Source organism: Kosakonia oryzendophytica (assembly GCF_027886705.1).
Lineage (GTDB): Bacteria > Pseudomonadota > Gammaproteobacteria > Enterobacterales > Enterobacteriaceae > Kosakonia > Kosakonia oryzendophytica.
The window spans coordinates 3,622,636-3,642,683 of record NZ_CP115659.1 but is presented as its reverse complement, the minus strand read 5'-3'; the positions used below and the strand labels follow the sequence as shown (position 1 = coordinate 3,642,683).

Below are 20,048 nucleotides of genomic sequence, written 5' to 3'. Positions count from 1 at the left end.
ACTTCTACAGGCGCGCCGTGAAACAGACTTTCGTTTTGGATTTCTCCCACCGTTCTCTGATCCCTTATGCCCATGACTACCGACATGGCGAGCATGAGCCGTGGCACACGCACCCTTGCGATCAACTGATTCATACCCTGAGCGGGGTGATCCGCGTTGAAACCGCGCAGGGGACGTGGGTGGTGCCGCCAACCCGGGGTGTCTGGATCCCTGCGCACGTTTTGCATGCCCTGCATATTGACGGCGACGTGCAGGCGCGGGGCGTATTTGTGCAGCCGCTGGCGCGCGCCGATCTGCCGGTTATCTGCCAGGTGGTGCGGATCAGCGAGTTATTGCGGGCGCTGATCGTGAACGCCCTGGAGCTGCCTGCGGCGTATCAGGCCGGGACGCGGGCGGAGCGTATTTATGAACTGATCCTCGATGAAATCCGCCTGATGAACACGCTGCCGTTTTGTTTACCGGAACCCTCATCACCCCGTTTAAAACAGCTGTGCGATGCGGTGCGTGCAACGCCCGCCGGAGCGTGGACGCTGGAAAATGCTGCCCGCCAGGTGAGTATGAGTGGGCGAACGCTGTCGCGTCATTTCTACCAACAAACCGGGTTACAGTTCAGCGAATGGGTGCGGCGCGCGCGATTACTGGGGGCGCTGACACGACTGGCCAGAGGTGAGCCGGTTACGCAGGTGGCGCTGGACTCCGGCTATGCGAATCCCAGCGCCTTTAGCGCCATGTTTCGCCGGGTGATGGGGGTTCCGCCCGGCGATTACTTTACGCCGTAATAAACTGCCCTGCAGCGTTCAGCAACGCCTGCAATGAGGCGCGGGTTATGTCGCTATCAATGCTCACGCCCCAGGCGCGGTCGCCTTTTTTATTTTCGCAGCAGACATAGGCGACTGAGCGGCTGTCGCTGTGTTTCCCCAGCGTATGCTCGTGATAGCTCTCAATGTTGATCTCCATGTTCAGGTTTCGGCACAGCGCGGTGATGGCGGCGGAAAGAAAACCGTTGCCGGTCGCACCGAATTTCAGTGCTTTGCCATCGTAGCGGAGTTCCGCCAACAGGGCGGTCTCTTGCCCCGGCTGGTTAGTGCAGGTGTACTCAATCAGTTGCAGAGTGGGCTGATCCACCAGGCCGTAACGCTGGCGGAACAGGTTCCAGATGGCCATTTGCGACATCTCTTTTCCTGCGCGATCGGCTTCATGCTGTACCTGCTGGCTGAAGGCCTGTTGCAGTTTACGTGGCAGACTCAGGCCATGGTTCTGTTCCAGCAACCATGCCGCACCGCTTTTGCCAGACTGACTGTTCACGCGGATCACTGCCTCGTAGCTGCAACCTACGTCTGCCGGATCGAGTGGCAGGTAGGGCACTTCCCAGTACGAGGCCGGAGCAAGTTGGCGGGCGGCGAACCCTTTTTTGATGGCATCCTGATGCGAACCGGAAAACGCCGTAAATACCAGTTCTCCGGCGTAAGGATGGCGTGGTGCCACAGGGAGCTGGTTGCACGCTTCGACGATCTCTACCACTTTTTTCATTTCGCTGAAATCGAGCTGCGGGGCGATGCCCTGGGTATAGAGGTTCAGCGCCAGTGTCACCAGGTCCGCATTCCCGGTGCGCTCGCCATTGCCAAACAGGCATCCTTCTACGCGCTCAGCGCCAGCCAGCAACGCCAGTTCCGCGCTGGCAATGCCCGTGCCACGATCGTTATGCGTATGCACGCTGATGCAGACCTGTTCCCGGCGGGAGAAATGGCGGCAAAAGTGCTCAATCTGATCGGCGTACACATTCGGTGTGTTGACTTCGACTGTGGCGGGCAGGTTGATGATCATCGGCCGCAGGGGGGAGGGATCCCAGACATCGGCTACTGCTTCGCAAATCTCCAGCGCAAATTCGGCTTCGGTAAAACAGAAGGTTTCCGGTGAGTATTGAAACACCCACGCGGTGCCTGTTGCCTCTTCACACTGGCGGCGGATCTGTTTTGCCGCGTTGACGGCCAGCATGACAATCTCTTCACGGCTCTGGCGGAAGACCTGCTCGCGAAACACGGGCGCTGTGGCATTGTATAAATGCACCGTGGCGCGGTGCGCGCCCTGCAACGATTCAAAGGTGCGGGCAATTAAGTCTTCCCGCGCCTGCGTTAAGACCTGAATAGTGACATCGTCAGGGATGCGCTGTTCCTCAATTAGCTGGCGCACAAAATTGAAATCGGTTTGCGATGCGGACGGGAAGGCGACCTCAATTTCTTTAAACCCGCAGGCGAGCAGTAAATCCCAGAACGTCAGTTTACGTGCCGCATCCATGGGTTCGGCGAGTGCCTGGTTGCCGTCCCGCAGGTCAGTGGACAACCAACGCGGTGCGTGTGTGAGGGTGTTGTCCGGCCAGCGGCGGTCGCTGAGTTTCACTGGCGTGTGCGGTTTATATTTGTCACTGGGGGTCGTTAACATCCTGGCTCTCCGTCGGTTTTTTCCCCAGTTTCCACAGAGAACCATTGGCGTGCGCACGCGCAGATGACAACTTATTGCTTAAAAGTGACAACCGGCAGGCCCGCCGCTGCGTCAGTAAGAAAAAGGTTAAAATTCCGCATAGCCGGTCGTGGATTTCTATACTTGGCTGCGGAGGTCAGTGATGAAAAAAATGTTGTATTCCTTATTCGCCAGTCCAGACCGGTTATTGCAGGTGATGAGCCATGGTGAGATCCAGGATGCCATTGAAGATGGCGATCGTATTCTCGTTGATGCTGACGGTAACACCTCGGTCAATATCCGTTGCCAGCGGGTACAGGAGGATTTCAAACGCCACGTTGACGCACTAAAGAGGGCGTAAAATGGGAACAGCGATCTTTATGGTGTTGATGGTGTGTGGCTACTGGTATACCTCCCACGATCTGACGACGCGTTTCAAATTCAAACGCAGCTTTGGCTGGGATGTCTATTTTCTGGTCGCGTTGTATGGTTGCGTCTTTGTCTTACAGGGGATGCTGGCTACGGCGTTGCTATGGCTCGGTCTGCTGATCGCCTCTACGGTGATGAATGCACTGCCTTCATTTTTTGACGCGGAGCACTACCATCTGCACATGAGCTTTATGAACTGGAGCTTTTTAGGCATCCAGGCACCGGTGGTGATCATGCTTGCGTTCGCCGTCATCTTTTGCCTCTGGCGCTCCAACTGGTCTGGCAGTGCGCGTCTCGATAGCCATGGCCGACGGGAGCTGTATAAACATCTGTCGCGGGCAAATGGGGTTGAAGGGCTGATTTATCAGTGTATGGAAAAGGGCGACCTGGCCTGGATAACGCTCAAGTCGCAGCGCATTTACATTGGCATGATCCATACCGCAACGTTTGATAGCGGTGATGCCAATAACATCGTACTGATCCCGATGCTGAGCGGCTACCGGGATGACAATACGCTCGATCTGCATGTTGAGCATAATTACAGCGCCTGGTACGCGTCGCACGACATTGATTTAACGTCGGGACCGCGCTCCGCGTTGGATTTTCGCAAAGTGCTGCTGCTGTCGCAGGTGGAGAGCTTATCGCTGTTCGATCCGGCGCAGGTGATGGCAATGGGGATCAATCGACTCACCCCAACGGGATGAGCCGGTTGTACTTCTTCAGCGGCGGGTTTCTCCACGTGGCGGTATTTATCCCGTACAGCGCCTGGATAAGCGAGTAGGGGAGTGCCATTGCAGAGGGCAAGAACGAAGGAGAACAGAATGGCCACTTCTCTGGATGTTGTGTTTATCGGGTTAAGTCCTGGCACGCTGGGGCTGATGGTGCTGTGCCGACGTGGGGCGAAGGTGTAAGCCGGATGCGCGAAACACCCGGCTCTGTGGCTACAATTTAAATGCATTCACATCGTTGAGCAGTTTCCCGGCCTGGTGACTCAGAGAGTTTGCGGCCGTGGCCATCTCTTCCACCATCGCGGCGTTCTGCTGCAAATTCCCCTCCATCTGGCTGACGGCGATATTCACCTGCTCAATGCCGTGACTCTGCTCGGTGGAGGAGTTATTGACCTGGTTGATAAGCACCGTGGTTTCATCGACTGCGCCCAATGCGTCGTTCATACGGGTGGTGACGTTCGCCGCATAACTGACTCCCTGATCCACATTTTTGATCGCTTCATCGATTAACCCGCGAATATCCCGTGCGGCCACGGACGAGCGCTGCGACAGGGAACGCACCTCTCCGGCCACCACCGCAAAGCCTTTGCCTTGTTCCCCGGCGCGGGCCGCTTCCACCGCCGCGTTCAGCGCGAGGATGTTGGTCTGGAAAGCAATGCCGTCGATAATGTCAGTAATTTCAGAGATTTTCGCCGATGAAGCAGAAATATCGTCAATGGATTTTTGCAGCGAACTCAATTCCCGATGGCTTTCATTGACCATGGACTGAACGCGCCCAATAAACGTATTGGCTTCCTGGGCATTGTCCATATTGTGTTTTACCGTCACCGACAGCTCATTCATGCTGGCAGCGGTCTGTTCCAGTGACGAGGCCTGGGATTCCGTGCGGGAAGAGAGATCATCGTTACTCTTGGCGATTTCACTGGCGGCAATATCCACTTCGTTGCTGGCTTCTTTTACGCTTGCCAGCACCTGGCGGATTTTATCCATCAGGTTATTAAAACTCTCTGCGGTTGCACCAAGTTCATCTTTTTTATGCAGATCCACTTTTACGGTTAAATCCAGGGTATTACTGATTGTTCCCATACTGGTCTGCAGGCTTTTTAAACCTTTATTCAGATAGCTAAGAATAGACGTTGCGAAAACGGCTACCAGCGCCACTAAACCAATAATGGTGCCAACCAGTAGCCAGAAGGTACTGATATATTGCTGATGGTTGTTTTGTGCATATTCTTTAGCGAGATCATAGTTATATTTGAGCATGCCATTTAAATTGGCGCTGAGTGCCACGGAAGCCGTTGCCGTGATCCCGCCATCGGAGACCATTTTTCGGGCAGCTTCAATGCCCCCGTCGCTGTGGTAGGCGGTAATCAACGCATCCACTTTTTGGGCGTATTCATCAAATGAGTCGCTGGCTTTTTGCTGCAACTCGCCATCCGTTTTATCGCTGATCAGATTGGTTTTGTAATAATCGAGAATGGCACGTGTTTTCCCCAGTTCATCTTTTGCCTGGGTAATATGCTTGGTAAACACGTTTTCATCATTAACCAGCAATGACATCAGAATTTGCCGTCTGGCTTCTTCTCGGTGCTGGAGCGCTTCACTGATTTTACTCACGCTGGGTAGAGTATTATCTACAACATAATCAAAACGTTCCTGCGCTTTATCTAAAGCCCGTATGCTCAGGCCGCCAAGGATGATTATTGCAACAAACGTGATTAAAAAAACAAATAACAATTTCTTCAGGATGGTCATAATGGCCTCAGAAACATTCCATAGAGAGGAGTCCTTTTTTTTATCGGCGTCCTAACTAAAATCTTCACGGCTGTTTACGTAAAAAAAGAATATTTTTTGATCCAAACCATAATAATAAGCAGTGTCGCTAAAATAGGGTTTTAATACAATGGGTAACGTAATTTTTGTTATTGAGTGATTGTATATAATATATTCCAGCAAGGAGGTGTGAGCCACCTTGATATATCATATAAAATAAAATGTGATCGTAGTTATTATTTAACAGGGAAAAACATAACTATTATTTTTTAATGCGTTTTTTGACTAATTAAAAAAGCGCGGCTTGCCGATAGTAGATAAAGCATCAAATACACAGCATTAATGTCGCCGCACCAGAGATTAGCCTGATAATACTAAGCAGGCTAACCCGGTGTTTTCGGCATTTTTCTGTTGTCATCATTCTCATACAGGGCGTTAAGGAGTAAACAGATGGCACGTCAGATTACTATGTTCAAAAATCTCTCCGTAGCGGCAAAGCTATTTGGCGGTTTTTCTGTTTTGCTCGCCATTATCATTCTTTCTTCTGTAGTCAGTGTTTATCAACTGTCGGTGATCCGTGATCACTCGGATAAAGCGCGACTGGTGACCCAGATTAGTGAGGATCTGAATACCGCCAGACGAAATCGCCTTGTTTTTCAACTGAATCATGATCAAAAAACGATGGAGGCTAACCATGCCGCTATCGAAAAAATGTCTGCCGGTATTGAGCAGGGCGGCAACCTTATCTGGGAGCATGACACCGGACTGTTGTTTGAAGAGCTGAAATCCACGCTTCCGCACTATGTGCAGTTACGTAACAACCTGGTGGCTGATGAAAATGCCGCGACGGAACAAGCGAAACAGGTTCTGGCAGCGCTGAATCACCCGGTGTTCACCGAATACAGCGATGCGATAAAAGGCAGTGCGGCTCCACAGAAAAACGATGTCAATTACATGATGTTACTGGCGGCGCTGCAGGCAGATGCCGACGGTATTGTCGCCTCTCGCGGCAAAGAAGATAAGAGCCAGTTCTCTGAGGCGCTGCAAAATGCCAATGCGCTCCACGCCCTGATAAAACAGGGGGAAGGGACGGCAGATACGGTGATGGTGGATGACGTGCATAACCAGTTGCAGAACCTGGATCACCAGATTGATGCCTACTTTGCCGCGCTGGCAAAAGCGCAGAAAGCGTCGGATGCGCTCTCGGGCGTTGCGGATAAGCTCAACACTGTCACCCATAGTCTGGCGAAAATGCAGACTGAGAAGAGCAATGCCTCCATTGGCAATGTGATTTACATTTTGCTGGTGGTCACCGTCTGCGCCGTGCTGGTTGGTCTGGTCACGGCATGGCTGATCACCCGGCAGATGACACGGCAGATCCGTTACAACCTGACACTGGCGGAAAGCATTGCCCAGGGCGATCTCACGGCCGTTATTGAAGCGGAATCCACCGATGAGTTGGGGCGCCTGAGCTCAGCAATGGCGGCCATGAACCAGAAACTGCGCGATCTGATCTCACAAATCAAAGAATCGGTGGTCAGCGTGGCATCAGCATCTTCGCAAATTGCTGCTGGCAACACCGATCTCGCCTCCCGTACGGAGGAACAATCGGCGGCGGTCGTTGAAACCGCCGCCAGTATGGAAGAGCTGACCTCCACCGTAAAACGCAATGCGGATAACGCCCGCGAAGCCAGTAATCTCGCGCAGACGGCGGCGAAAAATGCGCAGAGCGGCGGCAAGCTGGTGTCGGACGTGGTGCACACGATGGATAACATCACCGAAAGCTCCAATAAAATTAAAGACATCATCACCGTGATCAACGGTATCTCCTTCCAGACCAATATCCTTGCCCTGAATGCGGCGGTGGAAGCGGCTCGCGCCGGAGAGCAGGGGCGGGGGTTCGCCGTGGTGGCAGGAGAAGTCAGAAGCCTTGCCCAACGCAGCGCGCAGGCTGCAAAAGAGATTGAAGAGTTGATCCAGGAGTCGGTCGCGAGGGTCAGTTCTGGCTCAGAAATGGTGAACAAAGCCGGAGAAACCATGAAAGAGATTGTCTCTTCCGTGGAGGGCGTAAGCGGCATCATGACTGAAATTTCCCATGCTTCGGACGAGCAAAGCCGCGGTATTGATCAGATCAGTAAAGCGATGAGCGAACTGGACACCACCACCCAGCAAAACGCCGCGCTGGTACAGGAATCTTCCGCCGCCGCAGGCTCGCTTGAGCAACAATCCGGCCAGTTAAGCCGGTTGATTTCCCTGTTTAAACTGGGTCATGAAGGAGAAAGTAAAGTGCATAAAACACGCACCGTTACCGCTCAGCCTGTGACTCAAACGGCGGCTCCGGCTGGCGAAGGGAACTGGGAAACGTTCTGAGTCAGGCTGTGGTCAGCCTGCGCGGCTGACCACGTCACGCCCTGTTGCTCAGGAGAGATCGTGAAGGTCCTTTTCCAGCAACGGCGTTAAGGTGATATCGGTAAAACGCACCTCCAGACCTTCGCGTTCGGGGGTGCAGCACATCACGCCGACGGCACATTGCGTGTGCGCAAAAGGGCAGAGCCGCAACAGCGGCCACTCCTGACCGTCGGTGGAGTATTGCAGTCTGAGGGCATCACCTTTGCGGCTCAGTCGCAGCCAGAAGTCACCCGCATCGCTAGGAAAAATACCGGTCGCCCAGTCTGACTGCCCGTGTGTTAACACGCTGCCTATCGCCGGTGCGCCGTCGTTAAACTCGATCCCGGCTTTCAGCCAGTGCTGTTTGTCGGCCACCAGCAGAATGCCCGCCTGGTCGTACAGCGCAGAGAAGTTAGCCTGTATCCGCACCTGAAAGGTGAAATCCCCCGTTACGTCGCGTACAAAACCGTGCCCGCTGAAGCGCTCAAACCCGTACCAGGTGGTTTGCCAGAAATCGGTATTGCCATCGGTCACGACGCTGAGCCCGCCCGGCGTTTTGTGCCAGACACGCGGCGTGTTGATCCAGTAAAAATCGTCCTGCACAGTGCTCTCCTGTTTCGCGCTGAACGTTGAAAAGCGTACTCAGGGTTTAGCATGGTTATGATGGAAAATTCCAGTATGTCGTTCCCGGCGAACATCCTGTGCTGAGTTATAGAAAGGTGTATCAACACATACCAGGCGTGATGAGGTGGAATAACGTTACTGAATACCTGTGACCTGACGACCAGGGATCGTTGCCGTATTTGCCCAACGGCACTTTGTATGCAACGCATGAAAAGATGCAAGCCGACCCCCACAAATGAAAATACAAAAAAACCATCGTTAAGATGGTTTTTTTGTTTCCGCTATTCGCTGATTTTTCCTGGCGGTGAAGATCCTGTTACGCCAGGCGAGGATACTGGTTCGCTATCGCGTCGCCGGTAAACTGCGCTATCCACCCTTCGGGGTTATCAAAAATCCGGATTGCAGTGAAGTTCGGCTCTGAACCCATATCAAACCAGTGCGGGGTGCCTGCGGGCACGGAGATAAGATCGTTTTTCTCGCACAGCACCTGGTAAACCTCGTGGCCGATATGCAGGCAGAACAAACCCGCGCCTTCCACAAAGAAGCGCACTTCGTCTTCGCCGTGGGTGTGCTCATTAAGGAACTTTGCGCGCAGCGCCTCTTTTTGCGGGTTATCGGCGCGCAGGCTGATTACATCCCAGCTCTGGTAGCCTTTTTCCGCCACCAGTGTGTCGATAGCGTGCTGGTAAGCGGTGATCACCGTCTCCGGCGTGGGATCCGCGCCCAGGTCGCGGTCTGCTTGCCAGCGTTCAAATCGCACGCCTTTAGCGTTCAGCTGCTGCTGGATTTCGCTCGCTTCTGTGCTGTGCCACACCGGCGTGCTGGCATCGGTATCGGTGTAAATCGTCAGGGCGCTCATGACGGTATCTGCTCCGGCTTAATGTTGCTGAAAGAGGGAACCTGATGATGATGGCTGGCTGCGTCATCATCACCGCGAATCAGTTGTATGGTGCGAAAACCGGCTTCTTCGGCGGCGTCCAGCTCCTGGTGAATATCTGACAGGAACAGAATGGACGAGGGCGGCAGCCCAAGCTGCGTGGCAATGTTACGGTAGGATTGCACCTCCCGCTTCGCACCCACCAGCGTATCGAAGTAACCGCTGAACAGATGAGTAATATCACCTTCGTCGCTGTAGCCAAATAACAGTTTTTGCGCAGCAACGGAGCCAGAGGAATATACATACAGATCAATGCCCTGCGCCTTCCATTTTTCAAGCTGCGGCAGCACGTCCGGGTAAAGGTGACCGGTAAAATCGCCGTTGACGTAGCCGTCGCGCCAGATGATCCCCTGCAACGCTTTGAGCGCCGTCGACTTGCGGTCTTCATCCATAAAAGCAAACAGCACATCAATAAGTTCGGCTGCGCTGGCATCCGGTTGCGCCACTTCGTCGCGCAGATTGTTCAGGATGGTGCTGACCGGCTCTTTATACTGCTCTGCAGTGACAAATGCGACCAGACGCTCACGGGCGTAAGGAAACAATACGTTATGCACAAAGCGGATATCACTGGTGGTGCCTTCAATATCGGTAACGATAGCGCGGATCATAGTCTCTCCAGCAGGCGGCGCTGCAGTTCGCATTCAAATAAAAATTCCAGCCCTTCCAGATGGCGGCGCGCTTCGGCGACATTGCGCCCCCAGCAGGTCAGCCCGTGACCGCGTAGCAGAAAACCATACGGTAACGGGTGTGTTTGCGCATAGTCTTCAATGCGTTTTGCCAGCGCGTCGATATCTTGATCGTTATCGAAAATCGCCATCGGCACGGTGTCCAGATGGCTGGTCTGCCCGCGCAGGCATTTTTGCATCTCATAACCATTGAGTTGCAGTGTGGCGGATTTCTCTACGCGGGAGAGCACTGTCGCGTTGACGGTATGTACATGCAGCACTGCATGGGCTTTCGGGTAGAGACGATAAATCAGGGTATGCAACCCGGTTTCCGCTGAGGGTTTACGGCCGGAAGGCGCATGATTGTCGGCAATGGAAACCTGCAAAAAGTCTGCGCTGGTCAGGTTGCCTTTGTCTTTACCGGATTCGCTCAGCCAGCACCAGTCGGCGTCCTGGCGCACCGACATATTGCCGCCGGTGGCTGGTGCCCAGCCTTTCGCGCCCAGCCAGTGACAGGCGGAAACGAGTTCATGGAGTTGCAGGTTGTCTGTCATCACCCTTCCTTATCAGGAATATTGTTATCGTATAGACGTCTAAGCGTCTTGATTGCCAAATACTAACATCGTGTTATAGTGGCAGCAACATGAGTATTACAAGCAGGCACGCAACGATGAGCAATAACCCACTGATTCCTGAGAGTAAACTTCCCGCACTTGGCACCACCATCTTCACGCAAATGAGCGCGCTGGCGCAGCAGCATCAGGCGATCAACCTGTCGCAAGGCTTCCCGGATTTCGACGGCCCGCGCTATTTGCAGGAGCGGCTGGCGCACCACGTAGCGCAGGGGGCGAATCAGTACGCGCCGATGACAGGCGTGCAGGCGTTGCGCGAAGCCATTGCCGATAAAACCGAAGCGCTGTACGGTCATAAACCGGATGTGAATAGCGACATCACGGTGACTGCTGGGGCGACGGAAGCATTGTATGCGGCCATTACGGCACTGGTGCGTCAGGGTGATGAAGTTATCTGCTTTGATCCCAGTTACGACAGCTATGCGCCCGCAGTGGAACTTTCCGGTGGCGTACTGAAGCGCATCGCGTTGCAGCCGCCGCACTTTCGCGTCGACTGGCAGGCATTTGCCGCGTTGCTGAGCGATCGTACGCGGCTGGTGATCCTCAACACACCGCACAACCCGTCGGCAACGGTGTGGCGCAGTGCGGATTTCGCTGCGCTGTGGCAGGCGATTGCCGATCGTGAAATTTATGTCATCAGCGATGAAGTCTACGAACATATCTGCTTTGCCGAAGAGGGCCATGCCAGCGTGCTGGCGCACCCGCAACTGCGTGAGCGGGCGGTGGCGGTATCCTCATTTGGTAAGACTTATCATATGACCGGCTGGAAAGTGGGTTACTGCGTGGCACCGGCCGCTATCAGCGCGGAGCTGCGTAAGGTGCATCAATATCTGACGTTTTCTGTCAATACGCCGGCACAGCTGGCGCTGGCGGACATGTTGCGTGCAGCGCCCGAGCATTATCGTGAATTCCCGGCCTTTTACCGCGCTCGCCGCGATGTCCTGGTCAACGCGCTGAGCAACAGCAAGCTGGAGATTTTGCCCTGTGAAGGCACCTATTTCCTGCTGGCGGATTACAGCGCTATTTCCGATCTCGACGACGTGAGCTTCTGCCAGTGGCTGACAAAAGAGGTGGGTGTGGCGGCTATCCCGCTGTCGGTGTTCTGCGCCGATCCCTTCCCGCATAAGCTTATTCGTCTGTGCTTTGCAAAACAGGAATCGACGCTGCTGGCAGCGGCAGAGCGCCTGTGTAAACTGTAACTCTCTTCGGCGGCGCGCTCTGCGTCGCCGTTATTTGTCGCCCATGATGGTTTTCAGTTTTTCAGCATCTGGCAGCCCGACTTCCTGCTGCAACACATTATCTTCATTCATGTAGTAGATCGCAGGCGTGGCGTTTGCGCCGAGATCGTCCATGATTTTCTGGTTGCTGTTCAGTTTTTTCATCATTTCCGGCGGGACGGATTTGGGCAAGGTTAGCGCCATTTTGCCGTTGGATTGCTCATAGTCATGCCAGCTTTTCGCCGGATCTTTCGCGCTCAGAATGGCGGCGGCCGCCGCCGGGCTTTCCGGTTTGATCACGCCGACCAGCAGGGTTCGGATCTGCACTTTGCCGGACTCTACCCACGGGCGTGCCTGCTGCCAGAACTGCTTGCAATAGGGGCAGTAAGGATCGGCAAACACATACACCACCCGCGGCGCCTCTTTTTTACCGTCCAGGATCCAGTCGGCTTTTTCCATCTGTTGCCACAGCGCGCGCCCGGCAGGCGCGTAGATCTCTTTAGCAATCAGTTTTTCGCTCAGGTTGCTGCCTGCTTCGTCATACATATATCCCGAGATGGCGTGTTTGCCGTCTGGCGTCAGGTAAATGGTGACCCCCATGTCCTGGTATTTGCCAAGATAACCTTTCATGCCACCAGGCGCGTCAAAGGATTTGATAATGGTGATGCCTTGCTTTTCAATGGCTTTTACCGGCGCGGGCAGCTCTTCCGCGTGCAGGGTGAGCGGGAGCAATGTCAGCATTAACAGACGCTTGAACATAAAAATCCTTATAAAATCAATGGGTAAAATTCAACTTAGGGTAGACCTATCGCAGCCATAGATAAGACCCCGCCCGGCTGGCATTGTCGCGGGTCGCCGGGGATGGTCTAATCGATTGGCTTGATGACCTTTGGTTATGAGCGCAACACATTGCCAGCTTGCTGGCGCTGAAGCACCCACGGGTATTTCAGGTATCGAGGCCACCCGTCGCGGTGGCCTTTTTACGTTTGGCAAATTGATCGCTCTCAAGGTTGCTTATTGCGGGTTGTTAGCTAACGCTTATTGATTTGATAATGCAAACGCATTAGCCCTGTCACATAAAGTTCGTTAACTTACACCCCAACGAAAACACGGAGGAAGTAGAGATGTCCTTAATTAATACCAAGATTAAACCTTTTAAAAACCAGGCGTTCAAAAACGGTGAGTTCATCGAAGTAACCGAGAAAGATACCGAAGGCCGCTGGAGCGTCTTCTTCTTCTACCCGGCTGACTTCACCTTCGTATGCCCGACCGAACTGGGCGACGTGGCAGATCACTACGACGAACTGCAGAAACTGGGTGTGGACGTATACTCTGTTTCCACCGATACCCACTTTACCCACAAAGCATGGCACAGCAGCTCTGACACCATCGCGAAAATCAAATACGCGATGATCGGCGACCCGACAGGTGCCCTGACCCGTAACTTCGAAAACATGCGTGAAGACGAAGGTCTGGCTGACCGCGGTACCTTTATCGTTGACCCGCAGGGCATCATTCAGGCTATCGAAGTGACCGCTGAAGGCATCGGCCGCGACGCATCTGACCTGCTGCGTAAAGTGAAAGCGGCACAGTATGTTGCTTCTCACCCAGGCGAAGTGTGCCCGGCAAAATGGAAAGAAGGCGATGCGACGCTGGCTCCGTCTCTGGACCTGGTTGGTAAAATCTAAAAATTCCGGCGTCTTTCATGCTACAGGCGTGTTGGCTGCGCTTACTCACCCCGGTCGCTTACTGGTGTAAGCTCCGGGGGATTCATAAGCTTGCCGCCTTCCTGTGACAAGAAATACGAGGAATTTGCCTCACATACGGGTGCTTTTTGGGTGCCCGTTTTATTCAGCACCATGATGCAAGTTGCATTGATGCAGCCTTACATGATTCGGCTTGCATGATGATGTTTTAAGAGAGGGAATGACGATGCTCGACACCAATATGAAAACGCAACTCAAGGCCTACCTTGAGAAACTGACCAAACCTGTTGAGCTGATTGCTACGCTGGATGACAGCGCGAAATCGGCAGAAATCAAGGAACTGCTGGCTGAAATCGCGGAACTGTCAGACAAGGTCTCCTTTAAAGAAGACAACAGCCTGGCGGTGCGTAAGCCGTCATTCCTGATCACTAACCCTGGCTCTACTCAAGGGCCACGCTTTGCCGGTTCGCCGCTGGGTCATGAATTTACCTCCCTGGTGCTGGCGCTGCTGTGGACGGGTGGTCATCCGTCAAAAGAGGCGCAGGCGTTGCTTGAGCAGATCCGCGATCTCGACGGGGATTTTGCCTTTGAAACCTATTATTCGCTCTCCTGCCATAACTGCCCGGACGTGGTGCAGGCGCTGAACCTGATGGCGGTGCTGAACCCGCGTATCACGCATACGGCAATTGATGGCGGAACTTTCCAGAACGAAATCACCGATCGTAACGTGATGGGTGTTCCGGCGGTGTTTGTGAACGGCAAAGAGTTTGGCCAGGGGCGTATGACGCTGGCGGAGATCGTGGCCAAAATTGATACCGGTGCAGAGAAACGTGCGGCGGAAGAACTGAATAAACGCGATGCCTACGATGTGCTGATTGTGGGTTCCGGCCCGGCAGGCGCAGCGGCGGCAATCTACTCGGCCCGTAAAGGCATTCGTACCGGTCTGATGGGCGAGCGTTTCGGCGGTCAGGTGCTGGATACGGTCGACATTGAAAACTATATCTCGGTTCCGAAAACCGAAGGTCAGAAACTGGCTGGCGCGTTGAAAGCGCATGTGGCTGAGTATGATGTGGACGTGATTGACAGTCAGAGTGCCAGCAAACTGACGCCCGCGGCGGTTGAAGGCGGCCTGCATCAGATTGAAACCGCCTCCGGCGCGGTGCTGAAAGCACGCAGCATCATCATTGCCACCGGCGCGAAATGGCGCAACATGAACGTACCGGGTGAAGAGCAATATCGCACCAAAGGCGTGACCTACTGCCCGCATTGCGACGGCCCGTTGTTTAAAGGTAAACGCGTGGCGGTGATTGGCGGCGGTAACTCCGGTGTGGAAGCGGCTATCGATCTCGCCGGGATTGTTGAGCACGTCACGTTGCTGGAGTTCGCTCCAGAGATGAAAGCGGATCAGGTGTTGCAGAATAAGCTGCGTAGCCTGAAAAATGTCGACATCGTTCTGAATGCGCAGACCACCGAAGTGAAAGGTGACGGCAGCAAAGTGACCGGTCTTGAGTACCGCGATCGTGTCAGTGGTGATGTGCACCATGTGGCGCTGGCGGGGATCTTTGTGCAGATTGGTCTGCTGCCGAACACCACCTGGCTGGAAGGCGCAATTGAGCGCAACCGCATGGGTGAGATCATTATCGATACCCGTTGTGAAACCAGCGTGAAAGGTGTGTTTGCGGCCGGTGACTGCACGACAGTGCCGTACAAACAGATCATTATTGCTTCGGGTGAGGGGGCTAAAGCGTCGCTGAGCGCGTTTGACTACCTCATTCGCACAAAAAGTGCGTAATCATAAATAAGAAAGTCAGACATTACCTGCAAACAAAAGAGGCTACCTTTGGGTAGCCTCTTTTTTATGCCATCGGTGGCTTGCGTCTGACCGGGTCTACCTGACGACCAGCACCGGGATATGCGCGTGGCGCACAATATTGGCGGCGTTGGAGCCGAGCAGGTGCGTGGAGATAGACGGATTGCGCGAGGCAATCACCACCATATCGGCATGCAGTTCTTCAGCTAACTCATTCAGCACATCGCGCACGTTACCAAAACGGACATGGGTATGAATACGTGAGGAATCGATATTAAAGTGCGTGATCATGGTGCTGAGGCGCGTTTGCGCTTCGTGTTGCAGATGTTCTTCAAAACGGCGTAAATCGGCGGCGAAGCGGTGCAGACTCAGGCTGGCGGAGGCGGGTAATACATGCAGCAAATGAATAACGCCTTCGCTCTGCGCGAGAAATTCAGCGTGACGCACGGCTTTGTCGCTTAACTCCATTTCGAAAACATCGACCGGCATAATGATTGTCTGATACATAAACGCTTCTCCCTGTAGATTATGTCCATCTGATTGAAGCATAAAGGGCAGAAATATTTTGTTGCCTGGCTGGCAAATATAAAAACGGAGAGGAAAAGGGCGGAAAGAGGATGCGAGCGCATCCTCTGCAAAACAAAGCAGCGGCGTGATCAGAGCATAAAATCGCCAGCGGCTTCGGGCTGGTAAAGGAGCGCCAGCACTTCGAGATCGGCTGTGGCGCCACCGGGTAATGCCCAATGAATAGTGTCACCAACCCGTAAGCCCAACAACGCCGCGCCCACCGGGGCCAGTACTGACAACTGGCTGGCGCTGTCGGTCATTTGCGCCGGGTAGACCAGCGTGCGGATACGCTCTTCGCCGCTTTTCAGCTCGCGAAATTTCACCCGACTGTTCATTGTCACCACATCGTGCGGCATGGCTTCCGGCGCACACATTTGTGCACGATCCAGTTCTTCATTCAGTGCATCCGCGACCGGCAGGCTGGCGTGAGCCGGTTGCTCAAGCAGTCGGTCGAGGCGCTCGGCGTCTCGCTCATTAATGATAATGGCAGGTCTGGACATCTGTTACTCCTGTTACTCCATGTCGTTTAAGCGGCAGTGCCGCCCGATTGATCCAAAGAAAAACCCTCGCCGACGGGCAGCGAGGGTTTGTCTACAGGGGATGATACTGACAGCGTAGCAAACTGTGAAGTGACACGGCGCACATTTGCCGGAAATGAGCGGGATCAGTAACCCACCTTGTCGATGACAAACTGTGCGCCACAGTTGCCGGGATGCGGCTGTGGTAGCAGCGAGGCTGTTGATAACGGCGCGTTGATGGCATCGGCTTTGATGGCAATCTGCATTTCGGTTAGCCATGCCGGGTTGCCGCTGCAGGTCAGTTTTACCGCTGTCACAGCCTGCCCGCCGTAAGCACGGGTAACCGCGCTATCGAACGCCGCACGGGTAACGGTTTTGCCGTAGTTATCCGCCAGAAAAGCGCCAAGGGCGCTCTGTTTGATTTCGGCATTCAGGCGGACCATTGCACCAAAATAGTCATCCGGATCGAAGCCAAAGCAAACCCCGTGTTTGGCATATTCGTAACGTTCAAGGCAGGAGTTGCCGCCTGCACCTGGCATCACATCATTCAGTTTGTTGGCCATTTCAAGGGAGAGGCCGGTTTCAGCGGCGGCGCATTTCCGGCTGGCTTTGGCCTCCGGCATATTGGGAATGGGGCGGGTGGCGCACCCGTAGCGCATCCAGCGGTTTTCATCGACCCCACGTGCGGCAATGGATTTGGGTAAACCGGGCCACAGGCCATGAACAGTCAGAAAATCCACTTTATGCGGCAACTCTTTTTGCAGGCGGCATTCGTCGGGCTCATTGCGCCCATTAACATGCTGGCTCTGGCAAAAACCGGTTTGCCAGGAGAGCGCCAGGACATAGCGATCATAATCCCCATACTGTTTGGGCTGAAGCGGCGCGGCGTGGGCACATGAGAACAGTACCCCGGCAGCGCAAAGGCTGACGGCGAGTCCCTGTCTGAACATTTCAATTCCTGATGAATGTATTTGGATGATTACAGGAAATAATTAAAGCATAAAAAAAGCGCCAGGCTGGCGCTTTTTTATCAGTCAGAAGGCTTAATGCACCGCAACACCCGGAACCAGGATTTCGGTTGCAATAATCACCACTATCAGCCCGACAGCCACCGGTACAGAGGTACGTTTTACCACTTCAAACGGTGAGATATTGGCCATGCCCGCGACTGCTACCACGACGCCGGAAACCGGAGAGATGGTACGACCCAGGTTTGACGCTTGCAGCATCGGAATGGACAGATACGCCGGGTTAATGCCGGACTCATGCGCCAGTTTCGGGATCATCTCGACAAAAGCATAAAACGGCGCGTTACCGGAACCGGTGGTCATTGCCGCCAGCATGGTGAGGATCACCAGTACCAGCATCAAAATAATGCTTGCGGAGCCGAAGGAGGTGGCAATCGAGATCAGGCTCTGAATAAAGCCGATGGTGCTCAGCCCTTGGGCAAAGACGCCCGCCGCTACCAGCAGCATGACGACACCGGCAAACGCATCCGCCATGCCGCGATACGCCACTTCCAGGCCGGAGAAGACTTTCTGCGTGTTGAAGCCGCGTACGAATTCCAGCACTGCCGCCAGCAACATGCAGATCACCAGAATAGTAATGATGTGCAGTTCAGGCCCCCATTTGCCGTCGAAAATCAACACGCCGATAATCGGCGTAAACGGCAGGATGGCGTAGAACACCGGCGCATTGGTGGTGATATCTTTCACATCCAGCATTTCGCTGACGATGTGCTCTTTCTTGTCCAGGTAACGTTGCCAGAAGAAGTGTGCAATCGCCATAGCGATAATCGCTGCAATGGAGATGGGCAGTGTGGTTTTAAAGGCGAAATCCACCAGCGGCATTTCCGCTGCTTTGGCTGCCAGCACGACGTCGCCGGAGGTTGGCGAGAGAATAATTGCGGCCGGAGAGGCGCAAATCGCTGCTGCTGCGCCGCGACTGATCCCGACGTTCACCATGACCGGGAACAGCGTCGCCATGAGCAGAACACCCAGACCGGTTGCCGACGACACTGCCAGCGACATCAGGCAGGCGACGAAGTAGGCGGCAATCATCAGTAAATAAGGGGAGTTGATAAAACGCAGCGGGCGAGAGGCCAGCTTCACCACCATATCGTTCGCGCCGATATGTGTCATATAGGCGGCAAACCCGCACAGCATCATGATCATCATGCCAAGATCGCCACCGCGACTCATCAGCAGGATCTTCACATATTCCACAATATCGGTGGCGCTGTAACCAGTGCTGGTGGCACTGCCGGGCAATATTTTATGGCCCATTAACGCACTGACGATTAATAACGCCAGGCCGCCGACAAACAGCACGCCGGTGGCGGAATACCCTTTGATGATGTAGCGCGCGACGCCGACAATCACCACCACGCCGATCAGCAGTTCAATGAGTGTTGAAATCATGTTATTGGCCCCGGAAGTTGACCTGAAAAGATAAGTAAGTAAAAAAACAGGAGTCGCAATGTGCCGAATAACGTCTTTTCTGTAGATGATTAAAATCAACAAAGCGACGCTTTAAGCGGAATATCGCGTGAAATTGCTATTCAGCCGAAAAATAAAAAGCAGGGATAAATAATCGGCAATAACGATGGTAGCGAATTTGTTTGTCTGGTGATAATACCTGGTTAACGATTTTGCTGTTATCTGTGGCAATAATCTGCCAGACGTAAATTTGTTAAAAAAATCTTTAAAAATAAAAACCAGCCTGCTTATACTCGCCATTCATTCCCGTTCACTTTCAGGTAGTGTATGCACGCTGGCTGGTTATACCGACTGCGCTTTATTAAGCGGCATCTGTTGATGCTGCTGATGGCGTTTGGTTGGTTGCTGATCCAAAGTCAGGTGGCGATTGCTTCCCACAATTGTGATGTCAGCGTGCAGGGTGAAACGGTGATGGTCCAGCATATGGACCATATGATGATGACGGACAGCGCGCCACAAATGAACGCCATGAAAACGCCGCTGTGCGAAAAACATTGTGTTCCGGATCTGGCGCAAAAAGACACGCCGCATCAGCCGCTGGTCGCGCTGCCCTCAACGCTTTCCCTTGCGGTGGTTAAACCCGTTTGTACCGATGTTTCCCGCGAGGGATGGTCATTAACTCCGCCTGCCGCAGGCCCGCCGGCAACGATCCGTTTTTGCCGGTATCGGGAGTAGATAACTGTTAATCCATTGAATTTTTATAATTTTATGATTAACAGGAGTCTTATTATGCGTTCTCATGTACGTTGTGCGCTGACTGGCGTACTGCTGTTCTCTTTCACCGCCGCTCAGGCGCAAACCACTCATGACATGCAAGGCATGCAACACGACATGCAGGGCATGCACGATATGTCGCAGCACCAGGCGATGCAGCCTCAGGTCTACCAAAGCCAGGGCGTGGTCAAAAAGGTTTCTGCGCACTCTGTTTCTATCGCTCATACCGCCATTCCTGCCCTTAACTGGCCGCCAATGACCATGCAGTTTGCACGACCTCAGGGGAGTGCATTGCCTGCCGTGAAGCCTGGCGATAAGGTCAGTTTTACCTTCGTTCAGCGTGACGACGGTTACCAGCTCGTTTCATTGACGCCGCAAGCGTAAC

General features: G+C 53.8%; 20 protein-coding genes. 9 read left to right on the top strand and 11 right to left on the bottom strand.

Going from position 1 to position 20,048, the window contains the following annotated elements; translation table 11 throughout:
• The first annotated feature begins 17 nt into the window (after window positions 1-17).
• Entirely contained in the window at window positions 18-779 is a 762-nt protein-coding gene (locus tag O9K67_RS17690; protein ID WP_061494406.1) for an AraC family transcriptional regulator, read from the top strand.
• Here O9K67_RS17690 and leuA read toward each other — a convergent pair.
• Window positions 769-2,439: a 2-isopropylmalate synthase gene (gene leuA / locus O9K67_RS17685; RefSeq protein ID WP_061494407.1), complete on the bottom strand. Its 1,671-nt coding sequence runs from the start codon at window positions 2,437-2,439 to the stop codon at window positions 769-771. The two genes, O9K67_RS17690 and leuA, sit on opposite strands and share 11 nt — an antisense overlap.
• Window positions 2,440-2,620: 181 nt before the next feature.
• Between leuA and O9K67_RS17680 the strand changes: the two genes are divergently transcribed.
• Both O9K67_RS17680 and O9K67_RS17675 read left to right on the top strand, forming a co-directional pair.
• Complete coding sequence (locus O9K67_RS17680; protein WP_061494408.1) at window positions 2,621-2,818, top strand: hypothetical protein; 198 nt, start codon at window positions 2,621-2,623, stop codon at window positions 2,816-2,818.
• 1 nt (window position 2,819) lies between these two features.
• Complete coding sequence (locus tag O9K67_RS17675) at window positions 2,820-3,590, top strand: hypothetical protein (protein WP_061494409.1); 771 nt, start codon at window positions 2,820-2,822, stop codon at window positions 3,588-3,590.
• A gap of 237 nt (window positions 3,591-3,827) precedes the next feature.
• Here the strand turns inward: O9K67_RS17675 and O9K67_RS17670 are convergent, their stop codons facing one another.
• Window positions 3,828-5,369: a methyl-accepting chemotaxis protein gene (locus O9K67_RS17670; RefSeq protein WP_061494410.1), complete on the bottom strand. Its 1,542-nt coding sequence runs from the start codon at window positions 5,367-5,369 to the stop codon at window positions 3,828-3,830.
• A gap of 468 nt (window positions 5,370-5,837) precedes the next feature.
• Between O9K67_RS17670 and O9K67_RS17665 the strand changes: the two genes are divergently transcribed.
• The gene (locus O9K67_RS17665) at window positions 5,838-7,757 is read left to right on the top strand and encodes a methyl-accepting chemotaxis protein (protein WP_061494411.1); all 1,920 of its coding nucleotides are present in this window, start codon (window positions 5,838-5,840) and stop codon (window positions 7,755-7,757) included.
• Between the two features lie 48 nt (window positions 7,758-7,805).
• On the opposite strand, the gene O9K67_RS17660 is transcribed toward O9K67_RS17665, so the two are convergent.
• From O9K67_RS17660 to O9K67_RS17645, 4 genes are all read right to left on the bottom strand, one after another.
• Window positions 7,806-8,378: a DUF1349 domain-containing protein gene (locus O9K67_RS17660; RefSeq protein WP_061494412.1), complete on the bottom strand. Its 573-nt coding sequence runs from the start codon at window positions 8,376-8,378 to the stop codon at window positions 7,806-7,808.
• Between the two features lie 337 nt (window positions 8,379-8,715).
• Window positions 8,716-9,258, bottom strand: coding sequence for a 1,2-dihydroxy-3-keto-5-methylthiopentene dioxygenase (locus tag O9K67_RS17655; protein ID WP_061494413.1), 543 nt, complete (start codon window positions 9,256-9,258; stop codon window positions 8,716-8,718).
• A complete protein-coding gene (gene mtnC, locus O9K67_RS17650; protein ID WP_061494414.1) occupies window positions 9,255-9,944 on the bottom strand; it encodes an acireductone synthase in 690 nt (229 codons plus the stop codon). The genes O9K67_RS17655 and mtnC overlap by 4 nt, the downstream gene beginning before the upstream one ends.
• Window positions 9,941-10,555: a methylthioribulose 1-phosphate dehydratase gene (locus O9K67_RS17645; protein ID WP_061494415.1), complete on the bottom strand. Its 615-nt coding sequence runs from the start codon at window positions 10,553-10,555 to the stop codon at window positions 9,941-9,943. Before O9K67_RS17645 ends, mtnC begins: the two co-directional genes overlap by 4 nt.
• Before the next feature lie 116 nt (window positions 10,556-10,671).
• Here O9K67_RS17645 and O9K67_RS17640 point away from each other — a divergent pair, with 116 nt between their 5' ends.
• On the top strand, window positions 10,672-11,832 hold the full coding sequence (locus O9K67_RS17640; protein ID WP_271044608.1) for a pyridoxal phosphate-dependent aminotransferase: 1,161 nt from the start codon (window positions 10,672-10,674) through the stop codon (window positions 11,830-11,832).
• 30 nt (window positions 11,833-11,862) lie between these two features.
• On the opposite strand, the gene dsbG is transcribed toward O9K67_RS17640, so the two are convergent.
• The gene (gene dsbG, locus O9K67_RS17635; protein ID WP_061494417.1) at window positions 11,863-12,609 is read right to left on the bottom strand and encodes a thiol:disulfide interchange protein DsbG; all 747 of its coding nucleotides are present in this window, start codon (window positions 12,607-12,609) and stop codon (window positions 11,863-11,865) included.
• 365 nt (window positions 12,610-12,974) lie between these two features.
• Here dsbG and ahpC point away from each other — a divergent pair, with 365 nt between their 5' ends.
• Window positions 12,975-13,538: an alkyl hydroperoxide reductase subunit C gene (ahpC, locus tag O9K67_RS17630; protein WP_061494418.1), complete on the top strand. Its 564-nt coding sequence runs from the start codon at window positions 12,975-12,977 to the stop codon at window positions 13,536-13,538.
• A 244-nt stretch (window positions 13,539-13,782) separates the two neighbouring features.
• On the top strand, window positions 13,783-15,348 hold the full coding sequence (gene ahpF / locus O9K67_RS17625; RefSeq protein WP_061494419.1) for an alkyl hydroperoxide reductase subunit F: 1,566 nt from the start codon (window positions 13,783-13,785) through the stop codon (window positions 15,346-15,348).
• Window positions 15,349-15,444: 96 nt separating this feature from the next.
• On the opposite strand, the gene uspG is transcribed toward ahpF, so the two are convergent.
• The 4 genes from uspG to dcuC all read right to left on the bottom strand — a co-directional run bounded on the left by uspG (window position 15,445) and on the right by dcuC (window position 18,868).
• Window positions 15,445-15,873, bottom strand: a complete 429-nt coding sequence (gene uspG / locus O9K67_RS17620; RefSeq protein ID WP_061494420.1) for a universal stress protein UspG — start codon at window positions 15,871-15,873, stop codon at window positions 15,445-15,447.
• Between the two features lie 149 nt (window positions 15,874-16,022).
• Window positions 16,023-16,433, bottom strand: coding sequence for a nucleoside diphosphate kinase regulator (rnk, locus tag O9K67_RS17615; protein ID WP_061494421.1), 411 nt, complete (start codon window positions 16,431-16,433; stop codon window positions 16,023-16,025).
• Between the two features lie 164 nt (window positions 16,434-16,597).
• Complete coding sequence (gene rna, locus O9K67_RS17610) at window positions 16,598-17,401, bottom strand: ribonuclease I (protein WP_061494422.1); 804 nt, start codon at window positions 17,399-17,401, stop codon at window positions 16,598-16,600.
• A gap of 93 nt (window positions 17,402-17,494) precedes the next feature.
• A complete protein-coding gene (gene dcuC, locus O9K67_RS17605) occupies window positions 17,495-18,868 on the bottom strand; it encodes an anaerobic C4-dicarboxylate transporter DcuC (RefSeq protein ID WP_061499893.1) in 1,374 nt (457 codons plus the stop codon).
• A gap of 348 nt (window positions 18,869-19,216) precedes the next feature.
• Here dcuC and O9K67_RS17600 point away from each other — a divergent pair, with 348 nt between their 5' ends.
• A complete protein-coding gene (locus O9K67_RS17600) occupies window positions 19,217-19,624 on the top strand; it encodes a hypothetical protein (protein WP_061494423.1) in 408 nt (135 codons plus the stop codon).
• 54 nt (window positions 19,625-19,678) lie between these two features.
• Window positions 19,679-20,047, top strand: a complete 369-nt coding sequence (locus O9K67_RS17595) for a copper-binding protein (protein WP_061494424.1) — start codon at window positions 19,679-19,681, stop codon at window positions 20,045-20,047.
• The last annotated feature ends 1 nt before the right edge of the window (window position 20,048 follow it).